The organism is Thalassoglobus neptunius (genome assembly GCF_007859735.1).
Taxonomy (GTDB): Bacteria; Planctomycetota; Planctomycetia; order Planctomycetales; family Planctomycetaceae; genus Thalassoglobus; species Thalassoglobus neptunius.
Genome location: NZ_SIHI01000012.1, coordinates 12,652 through 26,680, shown reverse-complemented (window position 1 = coordinate 26,680; position 14,029 = coordinate 12,652). Strand labels below are relative to the sequence as shown.

At 52.9% G+C, this 14,029-nt stretch carries 12 protein-coding genes; 4 read left to right on the top strand and 8 right to left on the bottom strand.

Annotated elements, in window-relative coordinates; genetic code table 11:
- Positions 1-225: 225 nt before the first annotated feature.
- Positions 226-1,125: a DUF58 domain-containing protein gene (locus KOR42_RS16415; protein WP_146510930.1), complete on the top strand. Its 900-nt coding sequence runs from the start codon at positions 226-228 to the stop codon at positions 1,123-1,125.
- Between the two features lie 81 nt (positions 1,126-1,206).
- Here the strand turns inward: KOR42_RS16415 and KOR42_RS16410 are convergent, their stop codons facing one another.
- Together KOR42_RS16410 and glgP are read right to left on the bottom strand one after the other, a co-directional pair.
- The gene (locus tag KOR42_RS16410) at positions 1,207-2,481 is read right to left on the bottom strand and encodes a HEAT repeat domain-containing protein (RefSeq protein WP_197441273.1); all 1,275 of its coding nucleotides are present in this window, start codon (positions 2,479-2,481) and stop codon (positions 1,207-1,209) included.
- An 11-nt stretch (positions 2,482-2,492) separates the two neighbouring features.
- Positions 2,493-4,652, bottom strand: coding sequence for an alpha-glucan family phosphorylase (glgP, locus tag KOR42_RS16405; protein ID WP_146510928.1), 2,160 nt, complete (start codon positions 4,650-4,652; stop codon positions 2,493-2,495).
- A gap of 403 nt (positions 4,653-5,055) precedes the next feature.
- On the opposite strand from glgP, the gene KOR42_RS16400 reads away from it, so the two are divergent.
- Complete coding sequence (locus KOR42_RS16400; protein ID WP_146510927.1) at positions 5,056-6,330, top strand: ABC transporter permease; 1,275 nt, start codon at positions 5,056-5,058, stop codon at positions 6,328-6,330.
- Between the two features lie 94 nt (positions 6,331-6,424).
- Positions 6,425-7,096 carry an ABC transporter ATP-binding protein gene (locus KOR42_RS16395; protein ID WP_146510926.1) on the top strand — a complete coding sequence of 224 codons (672 nt, stop codon included), beginning with the start codon at positions 6,425-6,427 and terminating at the stop codon, positions 7,094-7,096.
- Between the two features lie 72 nt (positions 7,097-7,168).
- On the opposite strand, the gene KOR42_RS16390 is transcribed toward KOR42_RS16395, so the two are convergent.
- The 6 genes from KOR42_RS16390 to KOR42_RS16365 all read right to left on the bottom strand — a co-directional run bounded on the left by KOR42_RS16390 (position 7,169) and on the right by KOR42_RS16365 (position 12,551).
- Positions 7,169-8,680: a sulfatase-like hydrolase/transferase gene (locus tag KOR42_RS16390; RefSeq protein WP_146510925.1), complete on the bottom strand. Its 1,512-nt coding sequence runs from the start codon at positions 8,678-8,680 to the stop codon at positions 7,169-7,171.
- Positions 8,681-8,817: 137 nt separating this feature from the next.
- On the bottom strand, positions 8,818-9,510 hold the full coding sequence (locus KOR42_RS16385; RefSeq protein WP_146510924.1) for a hypothetical protein: 693 nt from the start codon (positions 9,508-9,510) through the stop codon (positions 8,818-8,820).
- A 280-nt stretch (positions 9,511-9,790) separates the two neighbouring features.
- Positions 9,791-10,954: a hypothetical protein gene (locus KOR42_RS16380; protein ID WP_146510923.1), complete on the bottom strand. Its 1,164-nt coding sequence runs from the start codon at positions 10,952-10,954 to the stop codon at positions 9,791-9,793.
- Between the two features lie 5 nt (positions 10,955-10,959).
- Positions 10,960-11,403 carry an A24 family peptidase gene (locus KOR42_RS16375; RefSeq protein WP_197441272.1) on the bottom strand — a complete coding sequence of 148 codons (444 nt, stop codon included), beginning with the start codon at positions 11,401-11,403 and terminating at the stop codon, positions 10,960-10,962.
- 297 nt (positions 11,404-11,700) lie between these two features.
- Positions 11,701-12,300, bottom strand: a complete 600-nt coding sequence (locus tag KOR42_RS16370; protein WP_146510921.1) for a TadE family protein — start codon at positions 12,298-12,300, stop codon at positions 11,701-11,703.
- Between the two features lie 50 nt (positions 12,301-12,350).
- Complete coding sequence (locus KOR42_RS16365) at positions 12,351-12,551, bottom strand: hypothetical protein (protein ID WP_146510920.1); 201 nt, start codon at positions 12,549-12,551, stop codon at positions 12,351-12,353.
- A 699-nt stretch (positions 12,552-13,250) separates the two neighbouring features.
- Here KOR42_RS16365 and KOR42_RS16360 point away from each other — a divergent pair.
- A complete protein-coding gene (locus KOR42_RS16360) occupies positions 13,251-13,718 on the top strand; it encodes a hypothetical protein (RefSeq protein ID WP_146510919.1) in 468 nt (155 codons plus the stop codon).
- Positions 13,719-14,029 lie beyond the last annotated feature (311 nt).

Below are 14,029 nucleotides of genomic sequence, written 5' to 3'. Positions count from 1 at the left end.
AACTGCACTCAATCGACCTGATCAAGTTCGTGTTACCAGATTGCTGTCAAATTTCGTTGAAACCCCAGTGAAGAAATCGTTTAGAGGACGCTGATCTTCGCTGTTTGCTTGCTTGAACCGCATCGGTGACGATCTTCGAACGAAGCGATTCCGATGAGTGCAGAACGCTGGGGAATTCGTTTCACGACAAGCTGTGTTTCCAGAAACCCGAGATAAGAACCCTCAATGCCATCTCACGAAGTCAGTGACGATCCCAGCGCTCTCGCCAAGTTCGGACGGCTTGAGGTGGTGGCCAAACTCGTAGTCGAAGGTTATATGATCGGCCAACACAAGAGCCCATTCAAAGGCTCCAGTGTTGAGTTCATTGAGCATCGGCAATACTACCCCGGCGATGAAGTTCGTCACATCGACTGGAGGGCATTCGGAAAGACCGGGAAGTATTACATCAAGGAGTTCGAGGAAGAAACGAATCTTCGAGCTTACCTGATCGTCGACTGTTCCGGCAGCATGGGATACGGTTCGAGCACGATTTCCAAATTTGCCTACGGAACGCAGTTGGCTGCGTGTTTTACCTATTTACTGCATCGACAACGCGACGCGGTGGGGCTGACGACATTCGACACCAAAATTCGCCACCGGATCGAACCGTCGTCGAGTCCGAAGATTGTGCAGCATATCAATCAGGTTCTTGAGTCGAGCAAAACCGGAAGCGAGACGAGCCTCTCTGCGGTCTTCGAAAAGCTGATTCCGACTCTCAAGAGGCGGAGTATCGTCATTCTTATCAGTGACTTCTTCGATGATCTGAAAGCACTGCGTACGGCGCTGAGTTCTTTTCAGCGGCATCAACACGAAGTGTTGCTCTGTCAGGTTCTGGCTCCAGAAGAGCGGGATTTTCCGTTCAGCAAGCCAACCCAATTTCGCAACCTCGAAGACCTGCAAGACAAGCTTCTGGTCGATCCCCACCGGCTGCGGACGATTTACATGGAACAATTCGAAAAGTTTGAGCAGGAACTCATCGACCTGAGTGCGCACACCGGATTCGATCTGTTGACGATGACGACGTCGGACCCGTATCAAAAGGCACTCGGAGCATACCTTTCGTCACGATCTCGCCGGACCCGCTGAGTTCTGTGACTGCCCTCGCCAATCGACGTGAAACACTCACGAAGATGCTCGCGTGCTGATCACCTGTGAGTGATTTCTACGTTAGAACGTGGACTCTTCGGACGAATTTGCGTCCATCATTTCCAGTTTCCGTAGGAGCCTTTGGGCTGCGGAGCGAGACTGAGCAGGTGTTTCGGGTGAGTTGATGTGGTCGATCAGAAGATTTCGTTTCTTATCGAGTGAACCGAGATTCTTAAGCAATGCCGAGTACGCGGTGACTCGAACGCGACGTTCTTCGTTTCCAAGTTCGACTGCGAGCACACCAATCGCTTTTTCATGGCCGGGCTGATTGAGCAGCAATGCCTCCGCAGCGAGAACGCGCGTGAGTGGATTCTCGGAGGAGAATTGTTGTTCGAGCAGGGTTGTGAGAACCGGGGACGACTGAAGATTTCGGATGGCTCGGATGGCGAGTTTCTGAACTTCCGGGTCGGGATCGTCGATCAATTGATTCAGGGCTGAAATGCTCGCCTGACCGATGTTGCCCATCGCGTCGGCGGCCGCTTCGCGAACTTCGCCAGCTTCGTCGAAGAGAACGATATCCACCAGAATGGAAATTGCGATTTCCGACTGAGGTCCGATTTCTCCAATGGTCGTCACCGCTGCCAACCGTAAAGGCGACCACGGAGCACGTGTTGCCTGAATCAAATCCGGTAATGCGACGGCTGCGTCCGGTCCCAGATACCACAATGCTTCAGCGACAGCCATTCGGAGCTGTTTGGCTGACGTGGAGTCAGATTTTGGTTGTGATCGCAAGACTCTCAGAAGCGTTGGAATCGTCTGCTGATGCTGTCGTCCGACGCGTCCGAGCGCATCCATCGCATTGACGCGAATCTGAAACGGCATGGTCTCATCCAGCACGATGCCGGCAATTGTCGGAGTCGCCTCTTCTGCGACGATTCCAAACAGCGAGAGAGCCTTCAGCGCCCACAAACGCGTCACCAGATCATTCTCTCCCGGATTTTGAACGATCTCGATCAAATCGGGAATGACGACCGCAGCTGGCTCGCCCACACGACCGAGGGTATGAGCGGCCATCCTGCGAGTGGATGCCGGAGCACTTTCGTCAATGACAATCGAATGCATTCCCTGAACGTAACGCCGATCGGCGAGCGTTGTGAAGTCGAGCGACTTCATCACATCGAGCCATTGTTCATCCGTTAACTGCCCGTCGTTTTGCTGAGCAGACTTTTGGGCTGCTTCAACTGCGGCTGCGGACGTCGCGAAGACTCCAGCAAGGGGGACCCACAGACACCACGCTAGTACGAGGTCTCTCCAGGTCACCTGGCGAATTTGATTCGACGAGCCGGAAGTCTGCACACAGGGCGTCGTTAAGGAATGATTCTCATATCGCATGACTCGCTGCCAGATGCTGGAAGGTATGCACTCTTGACGTAATCCATCACCATTCGATCCGCGTTAAACCGCCAGCCCAACGTTCTGACAGCTCGCTTCATTTTGTTGATCCATTCCAGCGGCAGGTCATCGTCGTTTCGCGTGTAGTACAGTGGGATCACTTCTTTACGGAGGGTCTCCATCAGGGAATCAGCATCTCGCTGATCCTGAACCTCCTGATTCGCGTGAATCTGACCATCGCCGATGGCGAATCCGTTCTGTCCATCATACGCTTCTGCCCACCAACCATCCAGAACGGAAAGATTAAGTCCTCCATTCAGAACCACTTTCTGACCGCTGGTTCCGGAAGCTTCGTAAGGGCGGCGCGGGTTGTTTAGCCAGACGTCGACACCTTGGACGAGCCGTCGACCGAGCTTCATGTCGTAGTCTTCGAGAAACACGACTCGTCCCCGAAATCGGCTCTCCTGAGTCATTTTGAAGATGCGTTGCATGATCTGTTTTCCCTGTTCATCAGCCGGGTGTGCTTTCCCGGCAAAGATGAATTGGACGGGGCGATCATCGTCGCAAACAAGTTGCTCGAACAGCTCAAGATCACGCAAAACGAGATCGGCTCGTTTGTAAGGGGCGAACCGACGAGCGAACCCGATCAGCAAGTGTTGCGGATCGAGCGTCGACTGAGTCGCCTGAATTTGTTCGTCGCTCAGGCCGTTTCGTTTTGCCTGGACCAGCAACCGATGACGGGCGAAGAGAATCAATCGACTCTTCAACGACTGGTGAGTTTCCCAAAGTTCGGTCGGACGAACTTCGTCGAATTTCGAGAAGACGATCGGGTCGCCACTGCGTCGAGACCAATTCTCGGGAAGGACACGATCATAGAAGACACGCATGGGCTGCGCGAGCCAGGTTGAAACGTGAACGCCGTTCGTGATATGTCCGACAGGGACTTCTTCTTCGCTTCGCCAGGGCCAAAGGCTTTGCCACATTCGTCGGCTGACAATGCCATGCAGATTCGACACCCCGTTTGCTCGCCTTGCGGTCTTGAAGGCAAGGACTGTCATACAAAACGATTCACTGTGATTCTGTGGATCCACTCTTCCGAGTGCGAGGAGGTCGTTGTACTCCAGTCCGAGTGAATCGCGAATCGGTCCGAGGTGCTCTTCCACGAGTTCCCCATCGAAGCGGTCATGCCCAGCTGGAACCGGAGTATGAGTTGTGAAGACTCCCGATGCTTGTGTTTCCCGATGCGCGTCGTGAAACGAGAGACCATCGTTCACCATGCGTGAGCGGATGATCTCGAGTCCAGCGAACGCCGAGTGTCCTTCGTTCATATGAACGACACGGGGAAGAATTCCGACCGCGTTCAGAGCACGGACTCCGCCGATTCCGAGCAACAGCTCCTGACGAATTCGCATTCGCTGATCGCCACCGTAAAGACGAGAGGTCAGTTTTCGGTCTTCTTCGTTGTTTTCGTCGATGTTTTCGTCGATGTTTGTGTCGAGCAGATACAACGGGATGCGGCCGACATCCATCTGCCAGACTTTCGCATGAATCACGCCGGTTCGAGTTTCCAGTTGAATGCGAAGCTCTGAGCCGTCCGGGTTGGAGACTTCATTCATCGGCAAGTCGGCTGGATTGGCGTGGATATATTCTTCGCTCTGCCAGCCATCCTCTTTCACGACCTGCTTGAAATATCCCTCGTTGTAAAAGAGGCCGACTGCGACGAGGGGAATTCCCAGATCGGACGCACTTTTCAAGTGGTCTCCTGCCAGAACCCCCAAACCCCCGGAATAGATTCGGAACGATTCGTGAAGCCCGAATTCTGCAGAGAAATACGCGACCGGGCGGAATCCCAGAACCCCAGCATGGATATCTCCCCACGTGTTCGACGAGGACATATAGTCCTGCCAGTCTCGATATGCGGCATTAATTCGGGAGTGCAGCATCTCTTCGCGTGCCCGTTCTTCCAGTCTCTCTGGAGGATATTCGCGAAGGAGCAGGATGGGATTGTGGGACAGTTCACTCCATCGAATCGGGTCGATTTCTCGAAAGATGGCGGTCACGTCGGGCTGCCAACTCCACCACAAATTCCCGGCCAGTTCACTGAGTTTGTCGTGAATATCTTTTTTGGGGGACATGACTCACACTTTCTCGATCAATCCAATATGTAGACCACTCGAAATGCGCTTTCGAGGTGATGCATCATAAACAGTTTTCTGGAAAAGTAATCTGACTCGCAAACTTTGCATGATCTCAATTAAGAATTTCTGAAGGTGAAGTGGATTCTCGACGATCGCGCCGTTCTCAGCATCTGCGTCTCTCAACTCGCTTCGCTGCCTTGTTCGCACTTTTCGTTTCAATACGTCACAATTCCGTATCAGTCGACGCTGATCCGGTGAACTCTGCAATCAGCAAACGGTTGTTATGTGAGGCGGAAAATCATCGTCTCGGGTGTGACGGCAAGGTGTTACGAGATTTTCCGAACGGAACGAAACGAGCGGTGATGACTGTGAAGTTAGCCCAAGTGAGAACAGCCACGGCATGATTGGTTTTGCATTTCGAAATCTCGCAAGTCGACCGATGCGGACGCTGCTCTCTGTATTGGGACTTGCGGTGGCGATTGGCGGAATGGTCGGGCTGTTTTCAATCGCTGGCGGGTTGGACTCCATCGTCCGACGCACCTTCGAGCAAATTCCGGGGCTTCTGGTTCAACAGGCTGGGGCGCCGATTCCTTTGTTCTCGAGCCTCCCGGCTCATTGGGCTGACGACCTGAAAGAACTTCCGGGAGTCAGGACCGTTGACTCTCAGGCTTACTTCCGCGTGAATCAACTCGACGGAGAAGTGATCATCAATCCGCCGCGACTCGGTGTCGGAATTGATATCGAGCCGAATCTTCGACTGGAGCGAGGGGCCTATCGAGAAAATCTGATCGACGGGCGTTTTCTCGATCTCACGGACATCGCAAAGAATCGCTGCCTGATCAGTCAAGAAGTTTCCGATCAACTCGCCAAAGGTGTCGGAGAGCGGTTTACATTGAATGGGGCCGAGTTTGAGATCGTCGGAATTTACTCGACAGGATCGATACTCTTGGACGTGAACATTCTGATGAGTCTCGAAACATGCCGGGCAGTGGGTCGCATCAGTCCGGATACGGTGGCCTGCTTTTATGTTGAGAGCAACGGGACACTGACCGACGATGAACTCAAGCAATCGATTGAAGACGTTCTGGCCGGGCGCTCCCTCTCGGAAGGGGGCAACTCAGGCGGAACAGGGCTCGGAAATCTCTATCGTGCGCTCGGGCAAACACTTTCGGGGCAATCGCAAGGCTCCGAAGGATCAGAAACCGACAGCGAACGGTCTCCGGTTGAAATTCGAACAGCCGACGACTGGGGAACACGCGTCCGCGAATTTAGTCAGGACCTCAACTTGTTTTTGATGATCATGACAGCGATTGGGGTTTCGATCGCCACGCTCAGCATCGTCAACACCATGATGATGAGTGTCTCCGAGAGAACGACAGAGTTCGGAGTTCTCAGAGCCAATGGCTGGTCACAGACAAACATCGTTCAGTTGATGACCATTGAAAGTGGATTGATTGGCCTGCTTGGAGGAGCTTTGGGGGCGTCTTGCGGTTGGATTGGAACACTGATTGTAAATAGCGTCTGGCCAGACCGCTTACAGCTTCATGCCGGGCTGGGGCTGCTTGTGTCGAGTGTTGTGTTCAGCGTTGTTCTCGGGCTCATTGGCGGACTGTTCCCGGCCTGGTCGGCAGCGAAGCTCTCGCCGATGCAGTCGATTCGACGGGGAGGAGCTTGACAGTGAGTCGGTTGGAACATCACTTCGTTCAATTTTATACAGGCGGAAAAGTCGGGCTCGTCCTGGGAAGAACAGCTCGAAGGAGTTCGCGAATATGATCGCTGTGAAAGGAGTGAACAAGTCGTATGGAAGTGCCGCCACGACGGTTCACGTTCTGCATGATCTCGAACTGACGATCTCGCATGGAGAATTCGCTTTCATCCTCGGACCGTCCGGAAGTGGGAAGAGTACGCTTCTTTATTTACTCGGAGGACTTGAGCAAACGACGTCCGGAGAAATTTCGATCGACGGAAACTCGTTGAGTGAACTGTCTGCTTCCCAAATGAATCAGCTGCGGCGGGCAGAGATTGGATTTATCTTCCAGAGTTTCAATCTTCTTCGGACTCTCGAATGTCTCGACAATGTTCTCGTGCCGTTTCTCCCGACCGGACAAGCGTACAAGTATCGTTCTGCAGCGAGGCAACTTCTGATCGACGTCGGGCTGGGAGATCGAATTCATCACCGCCCCAGTGAACTCTCAGGAGGAGAACAGCAGCGTGTCGCGATCGCCCGCGCTCTCTTAAAGAAACCGAAATTAATTCTTGCGGATGAGCCGACCGGAGAGCTCGACTCGGAAACCGGAGAGCGGATCTTTTCGATGCTTCGCGATCTTAATCAGAACGAAGGAGTGACCGTGGTGACAGTGACTCACGATCACCGATATCTCCGAGATGACGATCGAGTTCTCAGAATGGAAGACGGCAGACTCGTTAACTCTTCGGATTAATGAGCACACAGCTACTTAAAGAATACTTAAAGAAGATACAGTCACTCGGAGCTAATGAGTATTTGCGATCTCTTAAAACAGCTCTTCCACGAGTTCCTGTTGAGCTGGCGGAGCAAGGAACTGTTTCAGAATACTCGGGTACTCTGCCGAAACATCAACCACTTCTGCGGGATCATCCGGGAGGTGAAACAACATCATCTGATTCTCTCCGGCAGGAACGATCACTTTCCATGGCCCTCGTCGGGCTGCCTGTCCGCCATCGGAGTTTCGCCAGTAGAAGAGTCGCTGTGCTCCGATCGTCTCGTTGCGAAGTGCCGGGAGGAGAGACTGTCCGGAGAGTCCGTTTGGACGTCGTTTCGCAACACCAATTTCAGCAAGCGTCGGAAGCAGATCGACGACGGAGCAGGGCGAAGAATTAACTGAGCCGCGAGCGACGGCTGTTCCCCAGAACACAATCATCGGTGTTCGAAGATTCCCCTCGTTCAGCCCACTCGCAGACGATGTCAATGTCCCAACGGATTCGAATTCGTCTTCCATATCTTCACGGTTGGAAGTCATTCCCGTCACGATAAGGCATGTCTTCCCGGAAAAGCCCGTTTCATTGAGCGAATCGACGATCTCGCCAATCGACGAGTTGTATTCGATCAGCATCTCATCGCGCTCGAGTCCTTCGAGAGTCGGCAGGGCGATGTGAACGAATAGGGGACGTGCGGAGTTCTTCTGTTGATTGAAGAACGCGACAGCTTCATCGGTCAGGATTTGAATTCCGTTGATTCTCTCTTGGCCATCGTTTCCATCTCTTCGGTTGGAGATAATCTCTGCTCGGGTCAGCTGAGTGAAGAGTGCCTCCGGGAACTCGGGGATCAAACCGTTAGGAGATGCAAAGCCGGTCCACTGATCAAACCCCGATTCCAATGGATGGCTTTCGAATGGCCAAACACCGATCAATGATGTTTCGTATCCCGATTGCCAGATCGTTTCGGCAAGGTTCATTTCGTTTTGATAAGCGGAGCTGTTGGCCGAGAATCGACCGGTAAGCAGTTCCGACCTTGCGACTGAGTAATTTGCTGCCGAGACATAGCAGTCAGTCAGCAGCATTCCGCTGTTTCGGATCCCTGCCAGTCGCGGCATCCGCTCCAACTCCGAAAAGTGAAGCGTCGGAAGTGTGACCAGAACCAGATTCGGGCTGTGTTGTGCGCGTCCAATCCGAATTTGTCGACTGGCGTTTGCAATCGCTCGGCGATCCGAGGCGCGGATGTCTCGAAGATCTTGTTCTGCCTGTTCGAGTCGCTGGATGAGACCGTCTCGAACGTCTTCGTCTTCATAGACCGGACTGCCTTCGACGAGACTCTTCAGGCTGTTGATGAAACCACCTCGACTCGCTTCAGTTGGCTGGGGAGTCGTCTCTTGTGAAGCTGCGACTGGATATGAGTCGCCGAATGCAGCTTGTGCGTCTTCCCGGTAAGACACATCGATTCTGTCTGCGACTGACTGTTGCGCGACCGGTGCCAATGAATGATCGGAGAATTCTCCGCCGCATCCAAAGATCCAGAGCAGGGGCCAACAGTAGAACAATCGATTCATGAGTCACTCGGTGACAGAAAAGGCGTTGTGGACTTTTTGAGTCTGACAACACTATGTCGCCGAAAGAGCGAATCGAATGTGACTTGCGGGAATTGCGAAGAATTCACCCTTCCAATTCCGAACAATCAGTTCGAAAGCTACTCGCCGTAGAGAAGTTCTTCGAGATTGGGAAGTTGGTCCGAATCCGGGAGCCAATCGGTTTCAGAGAGAGGCGCGGAGGGGGAAGCATCGGCGTACCATTCCCCATAGATCCGGTCGAATACCTCTATCGAGTAGGGATGATTGCGATTCTCGCCGAGTCGCACACCGATCTCTTGTTGCTCAAGGACGGTGACATAATTGTAGGGACGAAAATAATAGTACCCGTGATGTTCCGGTTTATATGCATAGTGCGGGTACATATCACCGGTCGTCCAGACGCGACACCATTTCAGTTTCCCGTTCGCTTTCCGCTTGTGAATGCCGGGCATTGTGCAGCATTCGTGTCCGCAGCAACAGCAGCGATACGGGATGGCAAACCCATCGCAACAGGTTGCACCGGGAGAATATGGAACTTCAACAGCTTCGACTTCCGGAGTCAGAACGGGATCGTCACTCGTGTGAGAAGAAAACAGCTCTTCTGAGTGAATTTCCTGGTTCGTATCCAACGGCGCGGAAATCGGTGCAGAAGGTATGAGCACCGGGGCTGGAACAAGTGGTTGGGTTGATTCGAAGTCATCATTCAGCTCAGGGCTGGGCGGAAGAGGCGCCAGTTCCTCACCGAACAACTCCGTGGAGATGAAACAAGCAAAGAGCATCAGGGGAAGGCAATAGGTCGAACTAATTCGCATGGCTGGCCTGAACAGTCGTTGTTCGCACGGAAGGTCGAAATTGAGAACCGGTTCCCGATCTGTTTGTGCGACCGCTCGCACAAGAGTTTCGAGATCGCCTTGTCAAAACCGCTAAAGATGTGATCGGCCGTCATGACTGGAAACGTGTGCTCTTCTGCTGAATGTCGAATGAGCGCTTTAACCGGCACAACGAGTAAGGTTGTCCCGAATGACCCACATTGCCATCAGTTCCGTTTCGGTTGCCATTGCGGAAGTCATCGAGGGAGCAATTGTTATTCAATTATTGGGTGGGAGAAGAGAAGCTGACATTGCACAGTTCGACAGCGATGTAATCCGCCTCAACCCGCCCGCGTCGATCGACCGTCGATCCAGCGATCGCGTTGAGAGTCGACCAGTCAGCATCAAAACTCTTCCGGTCACAGTTCGTGGAATCGACCGGTAATTGTTCCTGTATTCGCAGCAATTGATCTCGGAGAACCAGAGAGCGGAGTAATTGTGGCAACGTGTGGCGGACTTGAGTTCCGGAGTTCAGGACTTCAGAAAACTGCTCCTCTGCCACTTTGCAAGCGGTCGTACAAATGCGGTTGATGTCCGCGACGTCCTCCGATTCGAGAGCGTTCTCTAAGACGAGTTCATCCATCGAGAGTCGAGCGGTTGAGGAAGCGTCGATTGGTTCCGATTGATCAGCGACTGGAGAAGCCGCTTGCCAGGCAAGGTATCTCTTCCATGGTTTGAGTTGCTCATCAAGCGGCTGTTGACGGGATTTCGCGAACCTCGCTTCCGCAGATGCGAGTTCGAAGGGACTCGCCAATCCGAAATTCATGTTCCTCCGAACGGCAGAAACCAACTGCTCTGCCTCGCTGATTTCCCATTGACGCGCAGCACTGATACGGGCAGAGTCGTCCGTAAGTTGCGCAAGACGAACAGCGGACTCGGCAATTGCGAAGCGGACAGCACAGGATTCTTGTTCGAAGTTGGATCGTCCAGACAAACCGGAAGCAGTGTTGAGGGCAGCGGCGATTTCGCGAATCTGCGACTGGTAATGTCGCCAAACGAGTTGCTCATCGCTTCGTGAGCAGTTCTGGTGACACAATCGAGCGTCTCTCGCCAGAGATTGATAAAAAAGGAAGTCGCTGACGGACATCAGTCCCCGCGAACACGCGGACAGGCTGGTTTGTTCCAGGCGATCCGGCAGCATGCTCGGAGTAATCGCGTTTCGAGTCAGCTTGGGGACTTCGGTGGGAAGCTGCGTTGATGTGGGATGATAAGCCGCTGTGCGGGACCGTGTGGAGAAACGCGATTGCGCCTGACACGATGAGGAATTCCCACTCATCAAGAAGATCAGAAGCGCGATGAACAGCCCGAAGAGTCTCGGCCAATGCCTCTTATTCCGCGACACTTTCGGCGGTTGCTGTCGGTCAGGCTTCTCAATCGATTGCGTCATTCGGCTCACATCTTTGCAACGAGAATCAGCAACAGTGCGACGCAGACAGGTGGCGCGAATGCGACCGTGTGTGGCTCTTTCTTACGCGACGGGTCCGTGATTCTGCGGAGAAGGCTCACAATCAACAGGAAGAGAACAACGACTGCCGACATCACAATCACGGAGATGATCGTTTGCGCTCCGAGCCATGTCCCGAGTCCGCCCATCAGCTTCACGTCTCCGCCTCCGCTGCCTCCTGTCGCAAAGAGGAGAAAGAACAGGCCGAATCCAATGGCGAAGCCCAGGAGTGAAGATTGTGTCCCCGCCCATCCGAACATCAGAGTTTGGCACAGAACGCCGAGCGGAATGGCCGGCAGCGTGAGCCAGTTGGGGATTCGTCTCTCCCGAAAGTCCCAGATCGTCGCTGTGATAACGATTGAGAGGGCCATGATCGTGAAGAACATCGTCATGTGGAATTCGCCTTGTCGGACGAGATACGTGAAGTTTCGGTTTGATCCGATGCCGAGTCGGATTTCGAGCGACGGCTTCTTAAGAATCGAGCAGCGAGAAGGGTGGCGAAAAGAATGACTGCCGAGACGAAGAGGAATCTGAGAAACCACTCGAAGAACCGTTGAAAGACCTCTTCCATGCATGCATTCCTTCCAAACCAGAAAATGTCCGCGACGGTTTTATTCTCGACAGTCACACTTGATTTCGATCACCCTCCACGAAAACGACGGAATCGGATCAAGTATCCGGTGACGTAATTATTCAAGACGACCACGGGTTGTCATCTGAAAATGACTTCCCTCGAGGTCAAATCCGATGGGAGCCAACCAGTTCGGAACTGGTCCGCACGACTTGATCGAGTCATTGTTTTCTGTGAGATAAAACCCGAGTGTGATCACAACATCGTTGGCATCGGCAGGGGGAGGAGTTGTCCGCTCCGGGACGAATTGAGCATCGACCGGGCGAACGATGGGAGTTTGCTGAAAAAACTCCACGACGATGGTCACATTTGCGAGATCAGAGTGATCGGTGAACCCGTTGGCCTCATCGGCGATCTCAAGGCGATGAACTCTGAGTTGTTCGTTGAGAGTTGCCACGATCGTGTCAACGCGATCGTTCTCCGCGCCGACAGAATCGAAAACCAGTCCGCTCGATTGAACGAGCGTTGCCTGTCGTGTCCCTTCGATCAGCGACGACGTTGCTGCAAATTGAGCAAGGCAATAGAACCAGAAAGTGACGATTCCGAGGAGCAGGATGAAGACAATCGGGACAGACACAATGAACTCAAGCGTCACCGATCCCGATCGCATCGACGCGGAAGGTTTGAGCAGATTCTGGTCTGAATGCCATATTCTCATTGCGGTTGATGCACCTTCCTGCGGAAGTTCTCTGCAAGCATTCACCAGCTTCAGCAGTTAATGGCTTCGATCGCATTCGCAAGATCAATCAACTCATTGACGAGTGCTGTTCGGATGCACGCCAGCCCGACGAGTACACCAATTCCGACGATTGTGAGCAGAAGAACGTATTCAACAAAGATTGTCCCGCGAAGAGACTTCTTCGACTTCTTCTTCGCAACGACATTTCTAAGCGATGTGAGTTGTTTCATGGCGTGTTGATCCGATTCCGATGGCTTCGACGAGTTTGTTTCTCGGATTTGTTTCGAACTGGTTCTGATAGCTACTCGAATGATCGGCGCTGATTCATGACCAGGATGCGATGGCTCAAGCGGTCAGGAAGTGCAATTCCCAATCCGAACTGACTCGCGTTGAGACTTGAAACGAAGAGAACTCGGTGACTGGCTGTTGGGAAAGTGATTGAAGCGCTTGCTCGTTCAAGATCTGGTGAACCTTTCGAATTCGCTGACGTGTGGGGAGAATTGACTCAAGTAAGACACTCGCAGTTGCTGGGATTGTCTGTTGTCGTGTTTCGCTGACTCACAGGAATCCGTTCAGCCGTCTGCACTGCACTTTTCTCTCGTTCAGCGAAACGTGAAATTCCCGCGTTCTCTGTTTCCTGTTGGACTCAATTGTGAACCGGGGTTAACAACTGTCTCTTCAGTGAATGGTAAGAAGCACAGATCGGCGTAAACCCTTGGCATTTTTCGAAACAGGAATCGATTTCGTGCCGTTGTGAATTCGATAAGGAAGACAAGTCTGCAGATATCAGGAGATGACTCGGGGCCGCCGCACGTAAAACGATGGACGTCTTTGGTCATCTCTTCGAATGACGAGTGGAGATTGCCAGCTGCAGTCTCAGCAAGCGGGTTTAGATGATTTCTGGACGAAAGTCCGAGAGAGTGAATTTCATGATGAGACATTCGAGCAATTCCGAACGTCAGAGCCTGATCGTGTGGATGAGTCGGTCGGTTTTCGCGGTAACTTTGGCACTGACCCTTTGTGGATGTGCCAAGTCATCGGAAGAGTTGCTCATCGGTCGCTGGTACTCAGGCGAAATGACAATTCGCTTCCGTCCAGATCGCTCGGTCGCTTGGAACAGTTCGGCGGGAATGGCTATTGGGCGATACCAGTTCCTGGGAGAAAACCGGCAGGCACAGAATTCTGCTGGCTCGCCGAATCTCGTCCTGGATGTGATCCGAAAAGGGGAGTCAGGGCGATATCAGTTTCAGGCGACTCTTCTCGGAAAGAACCGGTTGCAACTGAAAACGGTCGATCGGAACAGCGATTCGTTGAATGGGATCTCACGAACTGCAATGGTTCTGCGTCGTGCTTCCGACGATAAACTCGGAGGGGGGGTGGCGAACGTGTCTCGGTAAAACGCAGATCGACTCTGGGGAATCCGTCTCGCGAATTTCGCCACTCGAGATTTCAATAGTGACTGGGAAGAGCCTTTTGGGGTCAGTTTTCACACAAAAGGGCTCGCACGCGAACTGACTCGGTGAATTGATTGTCATCTCAGTCAGTTAGAGTGCGTTCACGAAGGATTGAGAAGCTGCCCGCCTTTCTCAGTCTCTGGATTCGAATCCCCGGAGGATTGAGTCTGCACCCTCCGATTCGTTAAACCACAATCTTCGGCGTCGGAGAATTTTTGCTGATTCTTCTCGACAACGCCGGGCGTGAACGAAAA

Excerpts from the sequence above, each read along its gene's own strand:
- KOR42_RS16415 (WP_146510930.1), top strand. The coding sequence starts at position 226 with ATGCCATCTCACGAAGTCAGTGACGATCCCAGCGCTCTCGCCAAGTTC.
- glgP (WP_146510928.1), bottom strand. The coding sequence starts at position 4,652 with ATGTCCCCCAAAAAAGATATTCACGACAAACTCAGTGAACTGGCCGGG.
- KOR42_RS16400 (WP_146510927.1), top strand. The coding sequence starts at position 5,056 with ATGATTGGTTTTGCATTTCGAAATCTCGCAAGTCGACCGATGCGGACG.
- KOR42_RS16395 (WP_146510926.1), top strand. The coding sequence starts at position 6,425 with ATGATCGCTGTGAAAGGAGTGAACAAGTCGTATGGAAGTGCCGCCACG.
- KOR42_RS16390 (WP_146510925.1), bottom strand. The coding sequence starts at position 8,680 with ATGAATCGATTGTTCTACTGTTGGCCCCTGCTCTGGATCTTTGGATGC.
- KOR42_RS16385 (WP_146510924.1), bottom strand. The coding sequence starts at position 9,510 with ATGCGAATTAGTTCGACCTATTGCCTTCCCCTGATGCTCTTTGCTTGT.
- KOR42_RS16380 (WP_146510923.1), bottom strand. The coding sequence starts at position 10,954 with ATGACGCAATCGATTGAGAAGCCTGACCGACAGCAACCGCCGAAAGTG.
- KOR42_RS16375 (WP_197441272.1), bottom strand. The coding sequence starts at position 11,403 with ATGACGATGTTCTTCACGATCATGGCCCTCTCAATCGTTATCACAGCG.
- KOR42_RS16370 (WP_146510921.1), bottom strand. The coding sequence starts at position 12,300 with ATGAGAATATGGCATTCAGACCAGAATCTGCTCAAACCTTCCGCGTCG.
- KOR42_RS16365 (WP_146510920.1), bottom strand. The coding sequence starts at position 12,551 with ATGAAACAACTCACATCGCTTAGAAATGTCGTTGCGAAGAAGAAGTCG.
- KOR42_RS16360 (WP_146510919.1), top strand. The coding sequence starts at position 13,251 with ATGATGAGACATTCGAGCAATTCCGAACGTCAGAGCCTGATCGTGTGG.